Source organism: Sporofaciens sp. St.21A7 (assembly GCF_059728535.1).
The window spans coordinates 2,501,453-2,525,901 of sequence record NZ_BAAGFN010000001.1 but is presented as its reverse complement, the minus strand read 5'-3'; the positions used below and the strand labels follow the sequence as shown (position 1 = coordinate 2,525,901).

The 24,449-nt window shown below is 46.6% G+C and carries 25 protein-coding genes and 1 pseudogene; 4 read left to right on the top strand and 22 right to left on the bottom strand.

Annotated features, from left to right (window positions below; genetic code table 11):
- Window positions 1-12: 12 nt before the first annotated feature.
- The 3 genes from AC6I3O_RS12410 to gpr all read right to left on the bottom strand — a co-directional run bounded on the left by AC6I3O_RS12410 (window position 13) and on the right by gpr (window position 4,352).
- Window positions 13-1,935 (bottom strand): DNA gyrase/topoisomerase IV subunit B, encoded by a 1,923-nt coding sequence (locus AC6I3O_RS12410; protein WP_497851153.1) that lies wholly within the window; start codon window positions 1,933-1,935, stop codon window positions 13-15.
- Between the two features lie 79 nt (window positions 1,936-2,014).
- Window positions 2,015-3,256, bottom strand: a complete 1,242-nt coding sequence (spoIIP, locus tag AC6I3O_RS12405) for a stage II sporulation protein P (RefSeq protein WP_497851152.1) — start codon at window positions 3,254-3,256, stop codon at window positions 2,015-2,017.
- Window positions 3,257-3,362: 106 nt separating this feature from the next.
- Complete coding sequence (gene gpr, locus AC6I3O_RS12400) at window positions 3,363-4,352, bottom strand: GPR endopeptidase (RefSeq protein ID WP_497851151.1); 990 nt, start codon at window positions 4,350-4,352, stop codon at window positions 3,363-3,365.
- Window positions 4,353-4,553: 201 nt separating this feature from the next.
- Here gpr and rpsT point away from each other — a divergent pair, with 201 nt between their 5' ends.
- Window positions 4,554-4,817, top strand: coding sequence for a 30S ribosomal protein S20 (gene rpsT / locus AC6I3O_RS12395; protein WP_497851150.1), 264 nt, complete (start codon window positions 4,554-4,556; stop codon window positions 4,815-4,817).
- 105 nt (window positions 4,818-4,922) lie between these two features.
- On the opposite strand, the gene AC6I3O_RS12390 is transcribed toward rpsT, so the two are convergent.
- The 10 genes and pseudogenes from AC6I3O_RS12390 to AC6I3O_RS12345 form a co-directional block, all read right to left on the bottom strand.
- A complete protein-coding gene (locus AC6I3O_RS12390) occupies window positions 4,923-5,585 on the bottom strand; it encodes a hypothetical protein (RefSeq protein ID WP_497851149.1) in 663 nt (220 codons plus the stop codon).
- A 71-nt stretch (window positions 5,586-5,656) separates the two neighbouring features.
- A complete protein-coding gene (locus AC6I3O_RS12385) occupies window positions 5,657-6,181 on the bottom strand; it encodes a nitroreductase family protein (protein WP_497851148.1) in 525 nt (174 codons plus the stop codon).
- A gap of 101 nt (window positions 6,182-6,282) precedes the next feature.
- Window positions 6,283-6,594, bottom strand: a pseudogene (locus AC6I3O_RS12380) (Fic family protein); the annotation flags it as partial.
- Window positions 6,595-6,674: 80 nt separating this feature from the next.
- Window positions 6,675-7,997 (bottom strand): esterase/lipase family protein, encoded by a 1,323-nt coding sequence (locus AC6I3O_RS12375; RefSeq protein WP_497851147.1) that lies wholly within the window; start codon window positions 7,995-7,997, stop codon window positions 6,675-6,677.
- A complete protein-coding gene (lepB, locus tag AC6I3O_RS12370; protein ID WP_497851146.1) occupies window positions 7,994-8,548 on the bottom strand; it encodes a signal peptidase I in 555 nt (184 codons plus the stop codon). The genes AC6I3O_RS12375 and lepB overlap by 4 nt, the downstream gene beginning before the upstream one ends.
- On the bottom strand, window positions 8,517-9,005 hold the full coding sequence (locus AC6I3O_RS12365) for a deoxycytidylate deaminase (protein ID WP_497851145.1): 489 nt from the start codon (window positions 9,003-9,005) through the stop codon (window positions 8,517-8,519). The genes lepB and AC6I3O_RS12365 overlap by 32 nt, the downstream gene beginning before the upstream one ends.
- A gap of 137 nt (window positions 9,006-9,142) precedes the next feature.
- Window positions 9,143-9,724 carry a GNAT family N-acetyltransferase gene (locus tag AC6I3O_RS12360; protein ID WP_497851144.1) on the bottom strand — a complete coding sequence of 194 codons (582 nt, stop codon included), beginning with the start codon at window positions 9,722-9,724 and terminating at the stop codon, window positions 9,143-9,145.
- A gap of 56 nt (window positions 9,725-9,780) precedes the next feature.
- Window positions 9,781-10,200 carry an RrF2 family transcriptional regulator gene (locus AC6I3O_RS12355; protein ID WP_497851143.1) on the bottom strand — a complete coding sequence of 140 codons (420 nt, stop codon included), beginning with the start codon at window positions 10,198-10,200 and terminating at the stop codon, window positions 9,781-9,783.
- Between the two features lie 9 nt (window positions 10,201-10,209).
- Window positions 10,210-11,142: a cysteine synthase A gene (gene cysK / locus AC6I3O_RS12350; RefSeq protein WP_497851142.1), complete on the bottom strand. Its 933-nt coding sequence runs from the start codon at window positions 11,140-11,142 to the stop codon at window positions 10,210-10,212.
- Between the two features lie 11 nt (window positions 11,143-11,153).
- The gene (locus tag AC6I3O_RS12345; RefSeq protein ID WP_497851141.1) at window positions 11,154-12,437 is read right to left on the bottom strand and encodes an O-acetylhomoserine aminocarboxypropyltransferase/cysteine synthase family protein; all 1,284 of its coding nucleotides are present in this window, start codon (window positions 12,435-12,437) and stop codon (window positions 11,154-11,156) included.
- Window positions 12,438-12,730: 293 nt separating this feature from the next.
- On the opposite strand from AC6I3O_RS12345, the gene AC6I3O_RS12340 reads away from it, so the two are divergent.
- Window positions 12,731-13,879 (top strand): IS91 family transposase, encoded by a 1,149-nt coding sequence (locus tag AC6I3O_RS12340; RefSeq protein ID WP_497851140.1) that lies wholly within the window; start codon window positions 12,731-12,733, stop codon window positions 13,877-13,879.
- A 52-nt stretch (window positions 13,880-13,931) separates the two neighbouring features.
- Complete coding sequence (locus AC6I3O_RS12335) at window positions 13,932-14,108, top strand: hypothetical protein (protein ID WP_168354808.1); 177 nt, start codon at window positions 13,932-13,934, stop codon at window positions 14,106-14,108.
- Window positions 14,109-14,334: 226 nt separating this feature from the next.
- Here the strand turns inward: AC6I3O_RS12335 and AC6I3O_RS12330 are convergent, their stop codons facing one another.
- From AC6I3O_RS12330 to pta, 9 genes are all read right to left on the bottom strand, one after another.
- Window positions 14,335-15,582 (bottom strand): aspartate aminotransferase family protein, encoded by a 1,248-nt coding sequence (locus AC6I3O_RS12330; RefSeq protein ID WP_497851139.1) that lies wholly within the window; start codon window positions 15,580-15,582, stop codon window positions 14,335-14,337.
- Between the two features lie 245 nt (window positions 15,583-15,827).
- A complete protein-coding gene (locus AC6I3O_RS12325) occupies window positions 15,828-16,463 on the bottom strand; it encodes a class I SAM-dependent methyltransferase (protein WP_497851138.1) in 636 nt (211 codons plus the stop codon).
- 41 nt (window positions 16,464-16,504) lie between these two features.
- Window positions 16,505-17,308, bottom strand: coding sequence for an Rpn family recombination-promoting nuclease/putative transposase (locus AC6I3O_RS12320; RefSeq protein WP_497851137.1), 804 nt, complete (start codon window positions 17,306-17,308; stop codon window positions 16,505-16,507).
- 168 nt (window positions 17,309-17,476) lie between these two features.
- The gene (rlmH, locus tag AC6I3O_RS12315) at window positions 17,477-17,956 is read right to left on the bottom strand and encodes a 23S rRNA (pseudouridine(1915)-N(3))-methyltransferase RlmH (protein WP_497851136.1); all 480 of its coding nucleotides are present in this window, start codon (window positions 17,954-17,956) and stop codon (window positions 17,477-17,479) included.
- A gap of 64 nt (window positions 17,957-18,020) precedes the next feature.
- Window positions 18,021-18,797 carry a ZIP family metal transporter gene (locus AC6I3O_RS12310; RefSeq protein WP_497851135.1) on the bottom strand — a complete coding sequence of 259 codons (777 nt, stop codon included), beginning with the start codon at window positions 18,795-18,797 and terminating at the stop codon, window positions 18,021-18,023.
- Between the two features lie 262 nt (window positions 18,798-19,059).
- The gene (gene rpmF, locus AC6I3O_RS12305; RefSeq protein WP_159751116.1) at window positions 19,060-19,239 is read right to left on the bottom strand and encodes a 50S ribosomal protein L32; all 180 of its coding nucleotides are present in this window, start codon (window positions 19,237-19,239) and stop codon (window positions 19,060-19,062) included.
- Window positions 19,240-19,242: 3 nt separating this feature from the next.
- Entirely contained in the window at window positions 19,243-19,770 is a 528-nt protein-coding gene (locus AC6I3O_RS12300; protein ID WP_497851134.1) for a YceD family protein, read from the bottom strand.
- Between the two features lie 74 nt (window positions 19,771-19,844).
- Window positions 19,845-21,035: an acetate kinase gene (locus AC6I3O_RS12295; RefSeq protein ID WP_497851133.1), complete on the bottom strand. Its 1,191-nt coding sequence runs from the start codon at window positions 21,033-21,035 to the stop codon at window positions 19,845-19,847.
- 53 nt (window positions 21,036-21,088) lie between these two features.
- Complete coding sequence (gene pta, locus AC6I3O_RS12290) at window positions 21,089-22,090, bottom strand: phosphate acetyltransferase (protein ID WP_497851132.1); 1,002 nt, start codon at window positions 22,088-22,090, stop codon at window positions 21,089-21,091.
- Window positions 22,091-22,392: 302 nt separating this feature from the next.
- Here pta and AC6I3O_RS12285 point away from each other — a divergent pair, with 302 nt between their 5' ends.
- Window positions 22,393-24,255: an IS1634 family transposase gene (locus AC6I3O_RS12285; protein WP_290451298.1), complete on the top strand. Its 1,863-nt coding sequence runs from the start codon at window positions 22,393-22,395 to the stop codon at window positions 24,253-24,255.
- Window positions 24,256-24,449: the final 194 nt, after the last annotated feature.

Below are 24,449 nucleotides of genomic sequence, written 5' to 3'. Positions count from 1 at the left end.
GTTCTGGATGTATTATATATCCAGCTCAGCATCCGTCGCATTCTCATAGATAAACGTCCGCCTCGGCGGCACTTCCGTCCCCATCAGCATCTCTGTCACCCCGGACGCCATCCTGGCGTCCTCAATCTCCACCAGCTTTAAAATCCGTGTCTCAGGGTTCAGCGTCGTCTCCCACAGCTGCTCGGCATCCATCTCCCCCAAACCCTTGTACCGCTGCAAAGTAAAGGGTCCGTCATGGGTCTTGCGATATCTCTCCAGCGCCTTATCGTCATAGAGATATTCTTCCTCCCCCTTCTTAGGCATCGCCTTATAGAGGGGCGGCATGGCGATATAGACATGGCCCTCGAAAATCAGCTCCGGCATGAACCGATAGAACAGCGTCAAAAGAAGTGTGGAGATATGGGCTCCGTCCACGTCCGCATCCGCCATGATGATAATCTTGTCATACCTAAGCTTACTGATGTCGAAGTCGTTCCCGTATCCTTCCGAAAATCCGCATCCAAAGGCATTAATCATGGTCTTGATTTCCGCATTGGCAAGCACCTTGTCGATACTGGCCTTCTCCACATTCAGAATCTTCCCCCGGATCGGAAGGATTGCCTGATACATCCTGTCCCGCGCCGTTTTCGCCGAGCCCCCGGCAGAATCTCCCTCCACGATAAAAATCTCACATTTCTTGGCGTCCCGGCTCTCACAGTTGGCAAGTTTGCCGTTGCTGTCAAAGGAATACTTCTGCTTCGTCAAGAGGTTCGTCTTCGCCCGCTCCTCCGTCTTGCGGATCTTCGCCGCCTTCTCCGCACAGCCGATAACCTTCTTGAGGTTCTCAAGATTCCGGTCAAAATAGCGGATGATCTCATCATTCGTCACCTTGCTGCACGCCTTGGACGCATCCGGGTTATCAAGCTTCGTCTTAGTCTGCCCCTCAAACCTTGGATCCGGATGCTTGATTGAGACAATCGCCGTCATCCCGTTACGGACATCGGCTCCTGTAAAGTTCGTATCCTTCTCTTTCAGGATAGAAAGCTCCCTTGCATACTGGTTGATGACCGTGGTAAACGTGGTCTTGAACCCGGTCAGATGGGTCCCGCCCTCTGCATTGTAGATATTGTTGCAGAAACCAAGTACATTCTCATGGAATTCATTCACATACTGGAATGCCGCCTCCACCTCAATGCCTTCCGCTTCTCCCTTGAAATACACAGGGTCGTGGACGGTTTCCTTCTTGGAATTCAAGTCCTTGATGAACCCTAAGATCCCGTCCGGTTCATGGTAAACGATATGTTCCGCCTCGCTCCCTCGTTTGTCGTCAAAGATAATCGTAAGCGTGGGGTTCAAATATGCCGTCTCATGCATCCGGCTCTTGACCTCATCTGCCCGGAACTTCGTTTTCTCAAATATGGTATCATCCGGGAGGAAATTCACCTTCGTCCCGGTCTTTCTCGTCTTCCCAATCTTAGGCAGCAGCCCGTCCTCAAGCTCGATGACCGGCTTCCCCCTCTCATAGCGGTCATGGTGGACATAACCCTCGCGGCTGATTTCTACATCCATATAGACGGACAAGGCATTTACCACAGAAGAGCCCACGCCATGAAGCCCGCCGCTGGTCTTATAGGCTGTGTCGTCGAATTTACCCCCCGCGTGAAGCGTGGTATAGACTACCCGCGCTGCCGATACGCCTGTGGCATGCATACCCACAGGCACGCCTCTTCCGTTGTCCACAACCGTAGCTGAACCGTCTTTTTCTAATGTCACGCGTATCTCCGTACAGAAACCCGCCAGATGTTCATCCACCGCATTATCCACAATCTCATAAATCAGATGATTCAACCCCTTCGTTGAAACGCTTCCGATGTACATTCCCGGTCTTTTCCGTACCGCTTCCAGCCCTTCCAGTATGGCAATACTATCTGCATCATATGTATTCTTGTTCGCCATATTATTCAGATCCTTTCTTTGTAAATATTTCCACACCTCCCACATCTTAGCACAAAATATGGCATTGTTCAAATACATTTTATTTTATGAGCACCGTATCTAGTACGTCGGCAAGATACGTCACCGCATTGCGCATCTCATCCACCGTATTCGTCTGTGCCCCAGCCTCAATCAGGAGGGATTTCGGTTTGAAATGCATGTTATAGCGGTAGCCTTTCAGGTAAATGTGTCTGGTGAAGCCCGGATATTTTGCCATTGCGGCAAGCTGCATCTGCAGGGAAAAGGCAAGGTTATCCTGGATATACGGGTTGGCAAGGTATCCGATATTGCCGTTTGCCTTCGTCCGGCTCATCCCGTTAAAAAACATAATCTGGGCGGTCTGTTTCCCGTCAATCTCCGTTACCAGATGGGTCTGCTCCCCCACTCCGTCACGGTGAAGATCGATGACTACCTCGATGCTGGGGTTCTCGTCAAGAATCTTCTGGATTTCCGGCTCCGCCAAGTCATACGCCATGCTCCGGTCCAGTTTCCCGTCCACCATGTCGTAAACGCCTTTATGATGAATCGTCTCAATTCCATACTTATCGTTGAGAAGATCCGTCAGCAGGTTCCCCATCCCCACAATGGTGGTGCTCTCATCCCCCGGCACAGAGTCCGCGAAGGCCTCCTGAGAGTGGGTATGGTAGACCAGTACTTTCGGGCCTTTCTTTGACTGGTCAATCTTCATATTCTTTTCCAGAAGCACCTGTGCGTTCAAAAGCTCCGGGTCTGCCATAGTGCTGGAATCCACAGTGTAAAAATTCCCCAGAAGATACTCGTAGTTCATCAGTTTTTCCATAGAAGTGTCAATCTGCGGCGCGGATGCCTGAACTACCGGCGGGTCAGCCCCGTCCTTTTGTACCAGTTTCCCATTCTCGTCCACCATATTCTCGTCATTTGCCTGATTCGCAAGAATCATCTGGTAAGTCTCCCGATCCTCGATATCTGTATAGGCAGAAGATTTCCCTTCTATGTAAACGCCAAGAGGAATCAGCTCCATCGCCGTTTCCGCAATCCAGTCTATAAGTGAACCGTCGTTTCCGTTTTCCACATAAACGAATCCCGTCAGGAATGTCCGCTTGGCGTGTTCCATCAACACCCTGTTCAGTTTCGTCTGGTCTGCCTGAGCTCCCTTTTCAGACCTTTGGGGCGGTGAAATATTCATGCAGGTATAGACTGCAAGGATTCCCAATATGACAACGATTAGTATTTGGCTGACCCTCTTTCTTTGTTCCACATCATCACTCCATCTGCATCTTGCTTTCACCTGTACATAGGCCATCCGGGGGAAAACCTCCCTCTAAGCAAACGTCTGCCTTTTGCCTCCTAAAACTCTTTGGGAAGGAATTCCCTCTTTACCGCCTGCACAGGATATCAATTCCTTAACACTATATGACACCCATTTCCTGATTATGTGCATGTCCTCTTGAAAAAAGCATGTTCAGCGCCTCTGAGATGGTGTAGCTGATGCGCTTTACCGTCTCGTCAATGTCTTTCGGTGTCACGAACAGTCCGTTTAGGTGAGGGGAAATCAGCTCCTTCACCAGTTCATATTTTTCCGCCGCATTGTATCCCTGCATCACGACACCGACTCCCCGCAGCGTCTCCGAGCTCTCCAACGCCAGGATCAGGTTCTCCATGGTGTCGTTGACTATGGTAGCCGCATCTACCACCGTTGGGACGCCGATTGCCACCACCGGGATACCCACCGTATCTTTGGTGATGGCATTCCTGTGGTTTCCCACGCCGGAACCGGGATTAATGCCTGTATCCGTAATCTGGATGGTCCGGTTCAGCCGTTTCGAGCTTCTTGCAGCCAGTGCGTCCACGGCAATCATCATATCCGGCTTCGTCTCCCGGACAATCCCTTTGATAATCTCTACCGTCTCCATGCCGGTCTGCGCCATGACCCCGGGGACGATGGCGCTTACCAGATGTACGTTCTCCTCTCCCATGGCGTATTTGCCGTATTCCTTCACAATATGACGGGTAATGTTCAGGTTATCCACCACATAAGGGCCCAGCGCATCCGGAGTCACCTTGCGGTTTCCAAGTCCCACCACAAGAACCGAAAAATCCTCCTTGTCCTTCTTAATAAAGCGGGCAAGGAACTTGGCAAGCTCCCCCGAAATCTCGTCGTGGTAATCTTCGTCGGGAACCGCCATATTTGGCGCTTCCATGGTGATATAGGTTCCCACCGGCTTGCGCATGACCTTTGCGCCGTTCTCCGTCTCAATCTTAACCGTCGTCACCTTGATCTCACGCTCTTCATCGTAGTCCTCCTTCAGGGAGACGCCCTGAACCTCCACATTGTCCGATTCAAACCGCTCCTTGTCCTCAAGGGCAAGGTCCGTCCTGATACTATACTTTTCAATCATCCCTTACATCCTCACTTTATTCATAGTCTGTTACTGATTTATTGCTAGTTTTTACAATATTTTGAGAAATATGTATTGACAGAAACCATTCCTTGCCCTAAAATAAACTCGTATGTTTCGTTAGAACGTCCGTGTCCGGCTCTAACGAAGTCAGTCATCGATACGAATGAATCGAAATATAAGATATTGGAGGTGGACAAATTGGCTAATATCAAATCTGCAAAGAAGAGAATCTTAGTGAACGAAACAAAAGCTGCTAGAAATAAGGCAATCAAGTCTAAGGTAAAAACTTGCGTGAAGAAGGTCGAGGCTGCTGTTGCGAACAAAGACGCACAGGCTGCCGCAGAGGCTCTCAAAGTTGCGACTGTTGAGATTAACAAGGCAGGAAGCAAGGGCGTTTACCACAAGAATACCTGTTCAAGAAAGATTTCCCGTCTGGCAAAAGCCGTGAACGGAATCGCTTAAAGGCAGTTGCTTGAGAACGATAGATGTGAAGAAGAAAAACAGCCATACCGTCAGTGGCTGTTTTTTTGATGCATCGCCGATACTGCGAATCATTCATTATCCGCTCTAAATCGCCAAAACAGACACTAATTCTTGATAACGGTCTGTCTGATTGCGGATATCCTCTTCTGTGACCCCGTAATATAGATATACGTCCCGGTAAATTGCTTTCAGTCTCTTCATCTCTTCCTTGCTGCCGCTGTAAGAACAGGAAATCAATCCCCATCTTCTCTCCACTGCAAATTCAATCATCCCTCTTTTGGTACAGATTCTATAAAGATGAAAATCTATTGGGAACTGCCCGTCCGAAACCGCCTGGGCCGCCTCGCTGCGAAGCCTGGCCTGACGGAGCGCTTCCTCGATGGAAGCTCGGTCCCTGCCTTTGAGAGCCGGAATCTTTGCCAAACCTCCCAGCAATTCCGGCTGGTAATGTAAAATCAGGGATTCTTTCACACATTTATATTGTTCCTGATAAGAAACACTCTGTTTTGACAGCTCAGACGCATGGTATTTATTTTGCAGATAAAGTACCAGCTCGTCAAAGCTATGGGGTTCTGCTTTGATAGCTGACGCTGCCTTTGCCCTTTTCCTAAGGGCATGTCTTTGCCGTATTTTTTCTTTCAGGCTTTTCTTCTTCGCCTTTCCTGCAATAAAAACACTGGTGGGCCCGTCTGCCCCGCCGATGATGGATACGGCGGCGGCCTTCTTTTTTCTGGTTTTTCTAATCATATACGCTGCCTCCCGGAAAATAAGCCATTCCAAAGTTACACATCACTCTGGAATGGCTTACCCTTATCCCTTTAAAATTTCTCCTTATGAACCTTATCCATCGGCAGCTCGTCCAGAGAATATGCGGCCGGATGATCCTTAGGCATTCCCAATGACAGGATCGCCTCCACGCCATACTTGTCCGGAATACCAAGCAAATCCCGAATGAACACTTCCGTCGTCCTTCCGTCCGAAGCCTCCCGAAGCCTTCCCTGTACCCAGCAGCTTCCCACGCCAAGGCAGTCAGCCATCAGATGCATATTCGCCATGGCAGCCGAACAGTCCTCAGTCCAAACGTCGGTCTTCTCCGTGTCGCCTACGACAACAATCGCGCAGTCCGCATGCTCAAGCATTGCCGCGCCGACCGCCCTGCTCTTCGTAAGCTTCGCCAGCACATCCTTATCATGGACCACGATGAACTCCCACGGCTTTAAATTCTTTCCGGATGCAGACAAAAGCCCTGCCTTTAAGATCTGATCCACCTTCTCTTCCGGAACAGCTTCCCCGGTGTAAGTCCTTACGCTCCTGCGGCTTCTCATTACTTCCAATAAATCCATCTTTTCAACACCTCTTCATAATTATTCTATATTTTTCCTTTAGTATACACCAATCCTGTCGGCAAATTCAACTCTTTCTTGCCATCAAACTTTATAGGTCTTAATGCATTTTTAAGCAGAATTTTAATTTCCACATCCTTAATCGGGCTTCTTTCCATAGCAAGCAGATAATCTTCTTTATCAACCTTATTCCAATCTATCACTAGCTTTAATTCTTTTCTTAATATCAAGTCAAGCCATATACGTGTACTTCTCCCATTACCTTCTCTAAATGGATGGGCAATATTCATCTCTACATATTTTTCTACAATCTCATCGAAAGTTGATTGAGGCATATTGTCAATATTCCTCAAAGCAGCTTCCAAATACATAACAGGCGCAAATCTGAAATTGCCTTTTGCAAGATTTACAGAAGTTCCGCTGAATCATTAATCCCCAGTTTATTTTTCAGAGCCATATTATTCCTCCATAAATCTATGATAGGCATTTATCTTTAATACCCTCTCTCCTTCAGCCCGTTGACGATCCCCACATAAAACTCTCTCACATCGAAGTCCCGGATATTCTCCCGGTTCAGATCGATCATATCCCCATGGGAAATCCCCCGTCTCCCGCTGGTCGTTAGAAATGTATAATCTTCCCCCCAGGGAAAGGAACTCTCCGCAACCAGCCCATCGTTCGGGCCGTCAAAAAATTTCACCAGCTGATGGGAAAAATTGAGCGGAAACCTTCCTCCTGACGCCACATTCAGTTTGGAACCCACACTCTGATAATAAACCCCCGGCATATCCGGTACATTCTGGTTGAACCTCTGACATGCCGAAGCCGTAAGATCCGTGACTGCAGCAAGGAAATCCGGGTTCTCATCCCCTAATTTCCTAAGGGCGGCATTATAAGTATCCGCCACCTTATCCTTCGCTGCCTGAGGAATCTTCCCCAGAAGATAATCCGCAAAAATACATCCCCGGTGAGGCGTGTTAATCGTGGTCAGGGACGCGACATATTCTGCCATCCCAAGAACACTGACCGCATACCTCGAATCCAGCCCGCCCTTGGAATGTGCGATGATATTCACCTTCTGACAGCCCGTCTCGGCAATTACCTCCCTGATACGCCTGGCAAGCTCCCCGCCGCTGTCCGCAACCGAAGCCGCCGACTGATGGTTCCCATAGTAGACCGAAGCGCTATGCGCCTCTAGTTCTTTGGGAATCCTCCCCCAATAATTAAAATATTTAAAATCACGGAAGAACACCCCATGCACCATGAGGATCGGATATCTGGTCTCACACAGTCTCTCATCCTTACGCTCCTGCGCCTGCATGATCTTCCCGCTCTCAAATTCCCATTCTGCCGCCGCCATACGGATAATCTTCAGCAGCACTGCAAGATTTACAATCGGTATCCATGCGCACAGAATCCCTATTGTCCTCCATTTTACCCCAATCTGTGAGGAAGTCAGATACACACGGATGATGCCGCTAAAGAACACTGCCGCCTCCACGGCTATCACACAGGCAAGATCCGCGAACCATAACAGCTTGTCCTGCGGAAAACATACCGGCAGCATTATGGCTAAACCCACCGCCGACACACTCACAGATAACAGAAAACAGACCAGAAGCTCACAGCCATCCGCACAGATCCTAAGCCTTCTTCCCGAAATCTTCCGATGGGAAAATGCCGGGATAATATTGAGCAAAATAAACCCAAATACCAAAAGGAGCATGAAAAAAATGTTATCCTGATATAAAAACGGGATATTTGCCGTAAGACATATCCACAACGCACAACAAATCCGTCGTATGTACTTCATCATTCCACCATCCTAATCCGCGGATAATATTGGAATACCGCCTTAGCCAGAATCTTCTCTTTCTCTACATATTGATGTTCCCAAAATCTGGAATCATGGGAATGATTCCGGTTGTCCCCCATCACAAAATAGGAATCTTTTGGAACCTCATAAGGCCCAAAACTGCCTTGCGGCGCCTCTTTCAGGTAAATCTCATCAAGGGGCGTATCTGAACCGTCTATGTAGACCCGTCCATCCACAATACGAACCGTCTCTCCGGGAAGTCCGATGACCCTTTTTATGAAGACCTGGGATTCATCATCCGGGAAACGGAAGATAATAATATCCTCCCGGTCAGGCTCCTGCAAAAGATATGCCAGACGGAAGCCAATTATCCGATCCCCCGGAAGGATGGTATCCTCCATGGAACCAGACGGAATCGTGGCATTGACGATCAAGACCTTGCTGCAAAACAAAGCAAGCAGGACCGGTATCACGATCATGTCAAAACATTCTCTGGCTATTTTCTTCCATTTATTTTTCTTAGTATCCAAACACTCCGTCGATTGATTCATCATTCTCCACCCAGTCGCTCACGAGAATCATCCGGTATGTCTCCTTCGTATCACGGATAAACACCTTCTTGATTCCTGCGTTAATGATCAGCCGTTTGCACATAGAACAGCTATTGGCATTCTTGATATACTCTCCCGTATCCACCTCAATTCCGATCAGATACATGGAGCTTCCGATCATCTTATCCCTCGATGCGCTGATGATCGCATTCGCCTCGGCGTGGACGCTCCGGCAGAGTTCGTAACGCTCTCCCCGCGGCACCCCCATCTTCTTGCGGACACACTCGCCAAGATCCGTACAGTTCTTCCGCCCTCTGGGAGCGCCGACATATCCTGTGGAAATTACTTCGTCGTTTTTTACGATCACTGCTCCATAGTGCCTCCTTAGACAGGTACATCTCTGGGACACCATCTCTGCAAGATCTAGATAATAGTTCGTCTTATCTCTGCGTTCCATTTGTTCCTCCCGCTTCTTATGGTTTCTTACTCTATATTATCGCCCATCTTGAGAAAAATATCAACCCGGAAACTTCATTCCATCTCCACAATTCTGGAATATCGGCGCAGCGGATACTCTCCGTCATGCGCCCCCATCTAATCCTCTGCCTTTAAGAAATATCCCATATTGATACGGACTTCTTTCCGTTCTCTGTCACGATTGGAATAACAACATGTGTCAAACCCGATCAACTCAAATCCTTCCTTCTCGTAGAATCGGATCGCCGCCGTATTGCAGGACTGGGTCTCCAGAATCATCGCCCTTCTGCGCTCCCGAACCGCTTGTTCTTTTGCCACAGCCATAAGCCGATGCCCGATCCCCTGCCTTCTGAGATTCTCATGCACCCATAATTCCGTCACCATCAGCCGGTTGCTCCACTCCTCCGGACAAGTCTCGATACAGGCAAGCATCTGTTTTTTCCCATCCTGCTCTTTAACGATCCCCCACGCACATGCCTTCTCCCAATGAGGCTGATACAGTTTATCCGGGAAATCGTACTCCTCCGGATAATGAGATACCGGTACGTCAAAACGCTGTTTTGGCATACTGACATGGAAGCCGCTCCCATCCCTCTCTATCCGAATATCATAATATTCCTCTGCTGTGTATTTCATGGGTATCACGGTCCCTGCCCATTCTTCTTTTGGCAACGCTATAATATCCAAATCTCCTTCCATCTGCCTTCCTCCTTATCATCCGCATCATTTTGTTTCTAAGCAAAGTACCTTCCCGATTATGATTCCTTTTGAATCCACACCATCAGATCTTCCAACGTGATCCCATCAAAATATGCGTTCGTAAGCCTGTAAAATTCCATCCACATCGGCAGTGTCTTGCATTCTTTTGCCCTCTCGCAAGCATTCGTCTCACACCTAAGGCAAGCCACCGGTGCAAGATTCCCTTCCGTAAGGCGCAGGATATCCCCGACACGGATACTGCCAGGCTCTGCCGCCAGACGGTATCCGCCGCCCTTCCCCTGAAGCCCTTCAATCAACTTGTTCTTCGTCAGGACAGGGAGTATCCGCTCCAGATATTTTAGGGAGATATCCTGTCTTTTTGCCACCTCTTTCATAGGAATATAACCTTTTCCATAATTCTCTGCCAAATCGACCATCACCCTAAGTGCATATCTGCCTTTTGTTGAAATCATCATAAATTCCTCCTACTCTGCAAACAGCGGCGTAGACAGATATCGGTCTCCCGTATCAGGCAGGAGTACAACGATTGTTTTACCTTCATTTTTCGGTTGCTTCGCTAACTTGACCGCAGCAAAAACTGCGGCGCCAGATGAGATTCCTACGAGAATGCCTTCCTTCCTGCCTACGAGCCTTCCCGCCGCAAATGCATCTTCATCAGAAACTGGCAGGATTTCATCGTAAATCGCCGTATTCAGGACTTCCGGAACAAATCCCGCGCCAATCCCCTGAATCTTATGGGGGCCTGCCGCACCTGCTGAGAGCACGGCAGAAGCCGCAGGCTCAACGGCAACGATCCGGACGGCAGGATTCTTTGATTTCAGGTACTCGCCTACACCGGTTATCGTCCCGCCGGTTCCTACTCCCGCCACAAAGATATCCACCTTCCCATCCGTGTCCTCGTATATTTCAGGACCGGTCCACTCCCTGTGCGCCTTCGGATTGGCAGGATTGACGAACTGCCCCGGAAGGAAGCTTCCCGGTATCTCGCCAGCCATTTCCTCCGCTTTGGCAATTGCACCCTTCATACCTTCGGCTCCTTTGGTCAGTACCAGCTCGGCGCCATAGGCTTTCATAAGCTGGCGTCGTTCCACGGACATTGTCTCAGGCATTACGATAATGACCCGGTATCCTCTTGCTGCGGCTACAGCGGCAAGGCCGATACCTGTATTGCCGGAAGTCGGCTCGATAATGACGGAGCCAGGCCTAAGCCTTCCCGTTCTCTCGGCTTCCTCAATCATCATCTTTGCGACACGATCCTTTACAGAGCCCGCCGGATTCAAGTATTCGAGCTTCGCAAGAATTCTTGCTTTCAGACCGTAAGCCTCCTCGATATGTATCAGTTCCAGAAGTGGTGTCCTGCCAATCAACTGATCGACAGACGTATAAATATTAGACATGACGATTCCTCCTATTTTATCGCATCAAAGCCATTCTGCAAATCGGCTATGATATCATCAATATGCTCTGTACCAATGGAAAGCCGGATGGTATTGGGCTTAATTCCCTGATCTTCCAGTTCTTCTTTTGTAAGCTGGCTGTGGGTCGTGGTCGCCGGATGGATAACCAGGCTTTTCACATCGGCAACATTGGCAAGCAAAGAAAAGATTTTCAAATTGTCAATAAACTTATGTGCCTCTTCTACGCCTCCCTTAATCTCAAACGTGAAGATGGAGCCGCCTCCATCCGGGAAGTATCTCTGATACAGCTCATGGTTCGGATGATTCGGTAAGGACGGATGGTTGACCTTCTCGACTTGGGGATGATCCGCAAGAAATTCCACCACCTTCTTTGTATTCTCCCCATGGCGTTCCAGACGCAGCGACAATGTCTCGATTCCCTGCAAGAGCAGAAATGCCGCAAAAGGAGAAATCGCCGCTCCTGTGTCACGAAGCAGGATTGCACGGATATACGTTACAAATGCAGCCGGCCCCGCCGCTTTCACAAAGGATATGCCGTGATAGCTGGGATTTGGTTCTGCAATCGCCGGATATCTTCCGGAAACCGTCCAGTCGAATCTTCCGGAATCTACAATGATTCCGCCAAGAGTCGTACCGTGGCCTCCGAGAAACTTCGTAGCTGAATGAACGACGATGTCTGCCCCGTGCTCAATGGGACGGATCAGATATGGCGTACCAAAGGTATTATCTACCACCAACGGAAGGCCATGCTTATGAGCGAGTTCCGCCAATGCGTCAATGTCTGGAATATCACTGTTCGGATTGCCGAGGGTCTCGATATAAATCGCCCTAGTGTTATCCTGAATGGCTGCTTCTACCTCCGAAAGGTCATGAATGTCTACAAAGCTGGCAGTAATACCGAATGCTGGGAGCGTATGCGCCAGCAGGTTGTAGCTGCCCCCATATATGGTCTTCTGTGCGACAAAATGACCACCGTTCTGTCCCAAGGCTTCCAGCGTATATGTAATTGCCGCCGCTCCGGAGGCAAGGGCCAAGGCAGCCGCGCCGCTCTCCAACGCTGCCACCCGCTGCTCCAATACGTCCTGCGTGGAGTTCGTCAGTCTGCCGTAGATATTGCCGGCATCGGCAAGGCCAAAACGAGCCGCTGCATGGGCCGAGTCCCTGAACACATAAGAAGTAGTCGCATAGATGGGAACTGCACGGGCGTCAGTTGCCGGGTCAGGATTCTCCTGGCCTACATGTAGTTGTAATGTTTCAAATCTGTAATCAGCCATAATCGGTTCTCCTTTCATCTTTCAAATACCTACCTTTTAGGTTGGTATTATTATATTCCATATTGTACCATATGTCAATAGATGATTAATGCAGCGTTCTTTGCAGACACCGCCTCGCCGCTCATACCCAAGGGCACACCGTAATGCATGCCCCTTGGCGGGGCGGGTGGACTTCGTCCATTAAGGTATGATTTCATGCATAAAAAAGTGTCTTCGACACTTCAACCCCCTAGCCCCCATTCATGGGGGAATTAGGGGTTTCTTTTTCTTTTGTTTTCCTGCATAATAGTCTTATGAGCATACTACAAGAAATTTTTAAAGATCATTATGAAGAAATGGTTTATATCCTACATCCCCGTGACTCTGTCATCGAAAATGTTGAAAAAATGATCAACTGCGGCGCTCCCTCCTTTGGTGGCGCCATGTATGGCTGTCCACACTGCGGAAAGCTTAAGTTTGTCCCTTTCCGCTGTAAAAGCCGTTTCTGCCCCACCTGTGGCAATAAATATGCCATGGAACGCACTACCAGTATGTCCTTTAAACTGGTAAATGTCCGTCATCGCCACTGTGTTTTTACAATTGATGAGCAGCTCCGGGATTTTTTCCTCAATGACCGTTCCCTCCTCGACTGCCTTTTTCATGCCGTAAACAATGTTGTTTCACGCATGTTTTTTAAACAGAATAAGTCCATGAACTTTACTCCCGGTTTTATCATGGTCCTCCACACTTTTGGCAGGGACTTAAAATGGAACCCCCATATACACTGCCTTATTTCTGAGGGTGGTTACAGCGATAATGGTTTCTGGCGCAATACCAGACACTTCAACTATACCTATCTCCGCAATGCTTTCCTCACTGCCCTGCTCAATGAAATGGACTCCAAAATCGGCCCTTCTTTCAAAAGGGTTAAGTCACGCTGTTACCGGGATCACAAAGACGGTTTCTATGTCTATGCTAAGCCTAATAAATGTGACCCAAAAACTGCCATAAAATACATTGGACGCTATCTGGGGCGGCCTGTTATCGCCACATCCCGGATTGACAGCTATGATGGTGACTTTGTCACCTTTCACTACAACCGCCACGAAGATGACGCCTATGTGGAAGAGACCCTTCCTGTTATGGAGTTCATAGAGCGCCTGATCCGCCATATCCCGGAAAAGCATTTCAAAATGATCCGCTATGGCGGCATTTATGCACGCCACCGGGAGATTGATAAAAAACTTTATAGAATCATTTCCCGTGAAAAACACCGCATTTTCAGAAGCTTTAACCAGTGGCGCACGGCCATTCTCTCTGCTTTTGGCTATGACCCGCTGAAATGTGAATGTGGCACAACTATGCTGTTTTTAGAACTCTATTTCAACCACAAGCGCGTTTCTCTGGAAGAATTGTACGAGAAAGTCATGTCCCGTTCTCGTGGAAAAAGGTCTTCTGCATGACTTTCTTAATTCCCATTTCTGTAGTATACTCCTTTCAAAGGAGGCTGTACTTATGAACCCAAACACAGAGAAACTACGCAAAAAATATATAGATAATCCACCCGAAGGCATGACATCCGGGGACATTCGCCGCATGAGCGAGGATGACCTTCTTGATATGGATTATTTCTTAAATGAAGATGACCCATTTGACGACGATTTTGGAGAGGAAGGTTTTTATATTTTCTAAATCCTTGACCGTCTGTTTTGAATACCTGAAACACATATCTATCTAACATATGTTCGGTAAACATATGTTTTTCTTTGTGTGCCAATAGGTCGGAATTTCCTATAAAGTAAAAAACGTCCTTGACAGAATCATATAATCTGTCAAGGACAAATAAAACACTATCCACGATGCCTCCTGATTCCACAGTATGACCTATGGACTTCGCAGAGTACCTACATACGAAAGCTTACGCAGCAGTCAGCTTTTTCCGCATATTCGCAGCATACACCTCACGAACGGCATCTGCAATGATATCAAACGCCTTTTTACAGTCATTCTCAGTAACAATCAGCGGTGGTATCATACGGATCACACTAGAGCCGATGGCTGTAATCAGCAGCTTTCTGTCAAAACAGGCATGCTTGATCTCTGCACTGCTAATTCCATCCTCAAATTCCACGCCCACCAGCAATCCCTGGCCCCGCACCTCCTTGACATGGGGAAGAGTTCCAAGCATCTTCATGAAATACGCTCCCATCTTCTTCGCATTACCTGCCAGATCTTGATCCAACAGCTCTGTAACTGCTGCAAGCGACGCCGCACAGCAGACCGGATGTCCACCAAATGTCGAACCATGGGAGCCCGCTGTAAATGCCTTGGCCACTTCTGCCGTTGCACAGATCGCTCCGATGGGCATACCGCCTCCCATAGCCTTCGCCATAGAGACAATATCCGGCTTTACCCCGTAATTCATATAACTCATGACAGCGCCCGTCCTGCACCAGCCGGTCTGGACCTCGTCGAGCAGCAGCAGGATATGGTTCTCATCACAGAACTTACGGAGCCCCTTCATAAATTCCGGCGTTGCAGGATTAACTCCGCCCTCTCCCTGAACCGGTTCAATCATAATCGCAACCGTATTCTCCGTACAGGCAGCTTTGAATGCATCAAGATTGTTATATTCCGCATAGGTAAAGCCAGGCGTCATATCTCCAAACCCTGTCTGGCAGGCATTGTCTGGCTGCCCGGTCGCACTCATCGCCCCAAAAGTCCTTCCATGAAATGAGTTTGCCGCTGTAACGATATTATACTTACCGGAACCGTATTTTTCAACGCCGTACTTTCTCGCCATCTTGATCATTGCTTCATTTGCTTCTGTTCCGCTGTTCTGGAAAAAAATCTTGTCCATGCCTGTTGCAGTACAGATCTTCTCTGCAAGAAGCGCCTGCGGAACTGTATAGGGATAATTGAAGGTCTGCATGATCTGTCCTACCTGCTCGCGAACTGCCTCCACGACTGACGGATTACAGTTGCCTACTGAATTCACTGCGATTCCTGCGTAAAAATCGAGATATGCCTCGCCCTTTTCATCTCGGACGTACATATCCTTTGCGGTTTCGGCCACAAAATCGAATCTTTCATAGGTTTCAATCATGTATTTGTCAACCTTTTCTTTGATGTCCTGTGCGGTTAATCCTGTCTCTTTTAGTAACATAATATCCTCTCTCCCGTCTTGCTCTTTTTCAATTTTTAACTTACTTCAGTACAATTTAATATGAAAAAACGCCTACTCACCATCCAGGTAAATAAGCGTCTTTGCTAAAAAATATTTCAGTTGTTTAGAGCTCTCTTAAACTACTTTACTAGAATCCTATCACTTCTCTCAGCAAATATCAACCGCATATATTCATAAAAAAACGTTTTTAATTTTATAATATTTCTCTTTTTTGCACAACGACTTCAAAAATCTCGAGATGCCCGAATAGGTATAGATAACAATCCGGCACAGAACGAGAACTTTTCATATTTCATCTGCGGAAAAAATTTCGTCAATTCGTCTACTACAAAATAGAATTCATCATCATCCCATTCCTCGCCAATCAATGTTTTGTACTTCTCCAGCTCTGCCCATGTTTCAAACATTATGTCTCCAATATACAGACATCCCCCATCGCGCAATAAGGATAATATTTCTTTAATAAAACAGATCTTTTGCTCATCTGACAGATGATGCAGAGAATATGTAGCCATAATTGTATCATATCTATGATGTTTTAATTCATCAACAAGACCCTTTGAAAAATCTCCCTGGAATAGTTTTGCCTCCGGCATCTTTTCTTTTGCCAGTTCAATCATTCTTCCGGAGAAATCCTGTCCCCAAATTTGGCATCCCTGCTCATACAATTTAGTGGTCAGGGTACCAGTGCCGAACCCAATATCCAAAACGGCCTTACTTTTATTTGTCAGCACTCTGTTGTAAATTTCATTCAATATCTGCTTATATCCCGCAAACGGATAAGTGCCATCCTCGTCCGACACCCCCACACTTTTATCATATCCATCCGCCCATAAATCAAACCCTTTGTTATTAAGCATCTTAATCTCCTTTTTTCCTAATTATTCCTGCAATTCCATCTTTACAAATACTTTTTGGATGTTTCCGGATTCAGATTAAACTGCTTCTGAATTTTAAGCAAGATTGTCTGCGCCGGAACATTCATCTCTCTTAACACAGAGACCGTTCCCCTGATACCTTCTTCCCTTCCTTCCTCTCTTCCTTCTTCCCTAATCTCTGCTTCTCTCATTAACAAAGTCATATACTCCAACCTCCATTCTTTGCTTTCTTTTACCTGCGCCACCTTTTCATCAATCTCTTTCACGAAAGGATTATTACTTTCGTCTCCCCTTACATATTTTAAAAATTCTCTTACATCTTCATTCTCTGCATCCATGTAGCCTTCCGCATTGAAAAACACCTTCTTCGCCCCATCATTCAACTTCAGGCTTTTATCCTCTAAACACAGATTCTCAAATGTATACTGCGCTTTCCCTTGGTGGAACGGGTCAAAATTACAGATAAATATAACATAGCTTTCTTTCAGCTTCTTGTAATTCTCGCCTTTCTCTATGGTATTCAAATCTATCATTCCCTGATAGTAACGGCTTCTCTTCGGTAAATTCCCCTTATCTGTCGTCTGCATCTCTAAATCAAACACTCGGTTCCCATCTTCAAGATACACATCCAGACGTACACTCTTTGCATCCTTTCCAATATCAATTGCCTTCTCCTCTTCCAGATACACGATATCCTTAATCTTGGTTTGGAGAAGTCTCTCCAGAAGCATCTTACACAGTCTCTTGTCCCGCATTACCTTGGCAAATAGGAAACCATCTTTTATCTTTAGTTCTTCCCATGTCCTGATTGCTTCCTGCATCTCCATCGGTGTTCATCTCCTTTTTATTATATTACCATGTCTCACGTTTTTACTCAATCAAAATCTAATATCTTTACCCCAAATGCTGAGAGCAAAAATTTAGGGGCTATCTATTTCTCGATAACCCCTTCAATGTTTTAAATTAACAGTCTATTTGCGTTGCATATATGACTTTTATTTATGATACGGTTCTCCATTAAAAATCCGAAACCCTCTATAAATCTGCTCCAACAGAATCACCCGCATCAACTGATGCGGGAACGTCATCCTCGAAAAACTCAACGCATAATCCGACCGTTTCATCACCTCCATCCCCAGTCCAATCGACCCTCCGATGATGAACACAACATGGCTCTTTCCCTGCACGCCAAGCCCCTCAATCTTATCTGCCAATTCCTCCGACGAAATCTGATTCCCCTGTATCTCCAGCGTAATTACATACGCATCTTCCTTCACATGCTTTAATATCCGCTCCCCCTCTTTGGAACGGACAGCCATCTCCTCCGTTTCACTGGCGCGTTCCTGCGTCTTCTCATCTGCCACTTCGATAATTTCCAATTTACAATATTTCCCCAGACGCTTTACATATTCCGCAACAGCGTCTCTCAGATATTTTTCTTTTATCTTCCCCACGGTAACAAGTGTAATCCGCATATTGTCAATTCCTTCCACTTTATCCTATTTTGCCCTCTGTCAGGCAATCAGCCGCACAGCCCGTCTACCCCAACGCCACATCCAATATCATCATCAGCACAAATCCTGCCGCAAACCCAATCGTCCCAATATTACTATGCTCCCCTTCTGCAGACTCCGGCACCAATTCCTCCACGACCACATAAATCATTGCACCCGCAGCAAATGCAAGCAGATACGGCAAGACCGGAGTAATATAAGCTGCAAGCAGCGCCGTAATCCCGCCTGCAATCGGCTCTACGATTCCAGACATTGAACCATACAAGAACGCCTTACCACGTCCTTCTCCCTCATTCCTGACAGGAAGAGACACGATAAATCCCTCCGGAAGATTCTGCACAGCAATTCCAATAGCCAGCGCAAATGCCCCCGTAACCGTCACATCCGCATTGCCTGTCAGCAATCCTGCAAATACAGCCCCGCTGGAAATGCCTTCCGGTATATTGTGAATCGTAACTGCCAACACAAGCATGGTAGATTTGTTCAGCACACACCTTGGACCTTCCATTTCGTCGGAACCTACATGCATATGTGGAATCGCCCGGTCAAGCGCCAACAGGAAACCAATTCCCAGAACAAATCCGACCGCCGCCGGCACAAATGCAAACTTACCCATATGCTCCGACATATCCATGGCCGGAATCAGCAGCGACCACACAGACGCAGCAACCATAACGCCGGCCGCAAATCCCAAAAGCGCTTTCTGAATCAGAGGATTCAGCTCGTTTTTCATAAACAGCACACAAGCCGCTCCCAACGTCGTACCGATAAAAGGAATCATAAGTCCCCAGAAAATCATCATACAAATTCTCCTTTTCATACCATTTACATTATCATATCACTAAGTATACCATAAATTCAGGCTGTGTCATAGGCTCTAAAATCTTGACAATATAATTGACACATTATACATTTGTTCCTTAATTAAATTAAAATCAAAATGGGGAAAAATCATAGAAATTCGATATAGAAGAGTGTAGCCAAACAGAACCATATACGCAATATATGGAAACAACATACAAAAGAAGTTTCCAGATACCTGGAAACTTCTTTCTTACGTCTTATTAGTCCTGCGGGATGATTTCTTTTTTGTTATAAGAACCACAAGCCTTGCAAACTCTATGAGGCATCATTAACTCGCCGCATCTGCTGCACTTCACAAGATTCGGTGCGCTCATCTTCCAGTTCGCTCTTCTTTTGTCTCTTCTTCCCTTAGAAGACTTATTCTTTGGACAAATTGACATAGGTTACACCTCCTTAAAATTCTTAAACACATCACGGATAACTGACATTCTAGGGTCAAGACCTGTGTCTTCACAGCCACAAGTCCCTTCATTCAAGTTCTGACCACATACGCTGCAAATTCCCTTACAGTCTTCGCTACACAGAATTTTCGTCGGCCACCCTGCTAATAACTCGTTGTAGATCAACTGTTCTACGTCAAAGTTATATCCGTCAATATAATTTGATTCGTCTAAATCATCTGCCGTCCCAGCAGCTTCCAAATCCACGCTTACCTTCCTGCAAAAAGAAAGGGGAATCTCCACCTCCACATCCGCAAGGCAACGGTCGCACGGAATCACAGCCGTCACATTTCCCTTGCCGGAAATCTCTAACTTCTTGTCCCCTGCATACGCAATACAAAGCGACAAATCCGATTTCTTTACAAGTTTAAAACTTCCCGTCTCGCACCGGAATACATCCGTCTCCACAGGCACGGTCTGTTCTATTGTATTATGCTGTTCCGACAGAACGCTGGATAGGTCTAATATCATAGCTAAACTCCTATTCACACCTAGACTATTATATCACGTAAAACGAATTTGTCAACACCCATCTTCTAAACTTCTTATACTAATGCAACGGTTTCACGGGCGATTGCCAGTTCCTCATTGGTTGGGATTACCATAACTTTCACTTTGGAATCCGCCGTAGAGATTGTAATCTCTTCCCCGCGCTTCTTGTTCGCCTCTTCGTCCACGCTGATTCCAAGGTATCCAAGATACTTGAGTACGGAAGAACGCACGGTTCCGGAGTTCTCTCCGATTCCAGCCGTAAATGCAATCACATCCACACCGTTCATCGCAGCAACATAGCTTCCCACATATTTCGCAACACGGTATCCGAATACTTCCAAAGCAATCCTTGCCTCATTGTTGCCGGAATTAGCGCCATCTTCCAAATCACGGAAATCACTGGACAGATTGTTGGAAAGCCCAAACACGCCAGACTTCTTATTCAGCATGTTCATAAGCCCTGCAATATCCAGTCCCTCCTTCTTGGAAATGAACTCCAGAATCGCCGGGTCGATATCTCCGGAGCGGGTTCCCATCACAAGGCCCTCCAAAGGTGTCAGTCCCATAGAGGTATCCACAGACTTGCCGTTCTCTACCGCACAGATACTTGCACCGTTCCCGAGATGGCACACAATCGTCTTAACCTGATCATAAGGCTTTCCTGCAAGCTCAGCCGCTCTCTTGGAAACAAAGCTGTGGCTTGTACCGTGGAAACCGTATCTTCTGACTTTGTACTTATCATAATACTCATATGGAAGACCGTACATATAGGCCTTCTCCGGCATGGTCTGATGGAACGCGGTATCGAACACTGCAACCATTGGTGTTCCTGGCATCAGCTTTTCGCACGCATTGATACCGATTAAGTTCGCAGGATTGTGGAGCGGCGCAAGGTCGTTACAGTCCTCAATCGCCTGCTTTACTTCATCGGTGATTACTACAGAGCTTGCGAACTTCTCTCCTCCGTGTACCACGCGGTGTCCTACTGCCCCGATCTCGCCCAAGCTCTTCACAACGCCCGTATCCGCATCCGTCAGTGCATCGATTACGAACTGGATTGCCTCCGTATGTGTAGGCATAGCCTTGTCAGACTTTACCTTCTCTCCGCCTTCCGGCTGATAAGTAAGGCTTCCGTCAATCCCGATTCTCTCGCACAGTCCCTTTGCAAGAACCTGCTCAGAATCAGAATTGATTAACTGAAATTTTAAAGATGAACTTCCACAGTTGATAACTAATACATTCATTTGTTTTTCCCTCTCTTGTTATTTTTGATTTAAGCCAGATATACAAACTCATTCTAACCTTCCGCCATACACTGAACAGCCGTAATGGCTACCACTCCCTCGATATCCTGTGCGCTGCATCCACGGGACAGGTCGTTCACCGGCGCTGCGATTCCCTGTGTAAGAGGGCCATAAGCCTCTGCCTTTGCAAGTCTCTGTACCAGCTTGTACCCAATATTACCAGCGTCTAAGTCAGGGAATACCAATACGTTGGCTTTTCCAGCAACCGGGCTTCCCGGCGCCTTGGAGGCGCCAATCTCCGGCACAATCGCAGCGTCTAGCTGGAATTCGCCGTCAAGCAGCAGGCCTTCCGGCGCATTCTCCTTGGCAATGCGTGTCGCCTCTAACACCTTGTCCACATCCGCATGTTTTGCACTTCCCTTGGTAGAGTGGGAGAGCATTGCCACAACCGGCTCCTTTCCGGTCAGCGTCCGGAAAGACTCTGCGGAAGAAAGGGCGATTGCCGCTAACTTCTCTGGGTCTGGGTTCTGCTCAAGACCGGAATCTGCAAAGATAAAGGTTCCGTCCGCTCCCATATCACAATCCGGAACTACCATCACGAAGAATGCAGAAACCAGCTTGGTTCCCGGCTTCGTCTTCAAAATCTGGAGACACGGCCTTAACGTATCTGCGGTAGAGTGGCACGCACCGCTTACCATGCCGTCGGCATCCTTCATCTTCACCATCATAACGCCATAATAGAGATAGTTGGTCAGCAAAAGTTCCCTTGCATGCTCTTCTGTCATTCCCTTCTTCTGCCTTAACTCCACAAGCTTCGCAATGTAAGCGTCCGTCTTCTCGTTGGTCGCCGGATCGACAATCGTCGCGCCGCTGATGTCAAATGACCCCTTGTTCTTCGCAATCTCTTCTTCACTTCCCACAAGGACCAGGTTCGCCGTACCCTCTTTAAGCACTGCCTCGGCCGCCTCATACGTCCTGATGTCTTCAGTCTCCGGCAGCACGATCGTCTTTTTGTTTGTCTTGGCTTTTGCCTTGATTTCATCTATAAATCCCATGATTATAGACTCCTTTCCATTTATTCTCAATATTTTTATTATAATACAAAGAAACCTTACGGACAAGGTCTGTTCTTAAATCTTATGTCTATTTTTTAATACATTGCCGGACGTTAGTCCGCCCGCCCAACCATCTTTTAAAGCGCAAACACCGCGCTGACAATTGCAAAACGGATCTTTAACACTTAAAAAAAGATAAAATCGCTACAGTCCCTATAAAGCCTGCATTTTTTTGTCAAATTTTTGAAATTATTTTGTTGTATGGTGTTGTGTTTCACGTGAAACTATGCTATAATGGTGTTATGAAACTTTGGTATGACAGGAAATCAAAAAACCCTACCTATTTCGTTCAACTCGGTATCCGGAATGGGAAAAAAACGACTACTAAAAATATTGCACGGATCGGTCGGCATTCTGATCTTCTAAAGATTACCGACGACCCTCTTTCTTATGCCAAAGAGCAGGTCGCCAAATTCAATGAGGAGGCTAAACTTAATCATCAGATTTCTTTAGAACTCAAGATCAACTTTGCTGAAAAGCTTAAAGCTTCCGATTCGCTTGCTTCTTCCAGCAAACAACTTAATATTGGCTACTTTTTTCTTCAACAGCTTTACCACAGCCTGGAAATCGGTTCTTTCTTTGACTCCTTAACAGCCGATTCAAAGATTACCTTCGACCCGAACCTTGTGAACCGTTTCCTTACCTGTGACCGCATTCTTGCGCCGGATTCAAAACTCAGCTCCCTGCAGCATATGGCAAATTACTATGAACAACCTCAGTTCGATTACATGCATATCATGCGCACCATGGATCTTATGGCAGATCATTATGACGAATATATCTCCCATCTTTTCGAGAAAAGCAATAACATTATTAAGAGGGATACTTCTGTCTGTTTCTATGACTGCACGAATTATTATTTTGAGACTGAAATGGAAGACGAGGATTATGTCGATGAAGTGACCGGTGAAACCATCAAGGGGCTGCGTAAGTACGGTCCATCCAAAGAACACCGCCCCAATCCCATTGTTGAAATGGGGCTGTTCATGGATACGGACGGCATCCCTCTGTCCATGTGTATTACTTCCGGCTCAGACAATGAACAGACAACCGTTATCCCATTGGAAAAAAAGCTCTCACAGATGTTTCAGAAAAAGAAATTTATATACTGTGCAGATGCCGGCCTTGGTTCGCTCAATATCAGGAACTTTAATTCCATGGGCGGCCGTGCTTTTATCGTCACCCAGTCTGTAAAGAAACTTTCCGACCATTTGAAAGAAGCTGTTTTTAATGATTATGGTTATAAGCTTCTTTCTTCTGACACACCTGTTACAATTGAGGATTTGAAATCCTTCGATAAACGGGATCCTGAAAATAAAGATTTATATAATGACAAGGCTTACAAGATCATTGAAGCCGATCAAGCATTCGATCTTGGGCTTTATGAAGAAAAGCACCTGAAAAACGGGAAAACAGTAAAAGTAAAGTCGAAAGCCACCGTAAAACAAAAGGTGATTGTAACTTTTTCCAGAAAAATGATGGAATACCAGCGTTTTATCCGGAACCGACAGATTGAACGGGCAAAAAAACTTCTTAAGAATCTGGAGCCCGATACCTATAAAAAGGGGCCTCATGATGTCACGCGCTTCATCAAAAGAACTTCTTGTACGAAAAGTGGGGAGACTGTTACAGATTCATACGAAATAGATCAGGCTGTTATAGACAAAGAAGAAAAATATGATGGTTTTTATGCGGTAGCGACAAATCTTGATGACGATGTAAAAACCGTAATTGGGATCAGCTCGAACAGGTATAAGATTGAAGACTGCTTCCGGATCACGAAGACAAATCTTTCTGCGCGCCCTGTATACCATCAGAAGCCCCGGCGGATTGTTGCACATTTTATGATCTGTTATACATCGCTTCTGATATACCGGCTGTTAGAAACAAAATTAAACCGATATGGAACACACTTTTCTATTGAAAATATCATTGAAACCTTAAAGAACATGGAAGTAGCCAATATAGAAGATATGTGTTACATGTCAACCTACGACAATTCTAAGGTATGCACAGCCCTAAATGCAATTTGGGGGCTTGGTCTGGATAAAAAATACTATCAACCGAAAGAACTAAATAAAAAGATCAAAAAAATTTCAAAATAGTCTTTCCATACAACATCCATAATCAAAGCTAAAGAGGCGCAATCCTAGTAAAATCAAGGGATAGCGCCTCTTTAGACTTTTGCAAGTGTTAAAGATGGGATTATAATACAAAGAAACCTTACGGACAAGGTCTGTTCTTAAATCTTATGTCTATTTTTTAATACATTGCCGGACGTTAGTCCGCCCGCCCAACC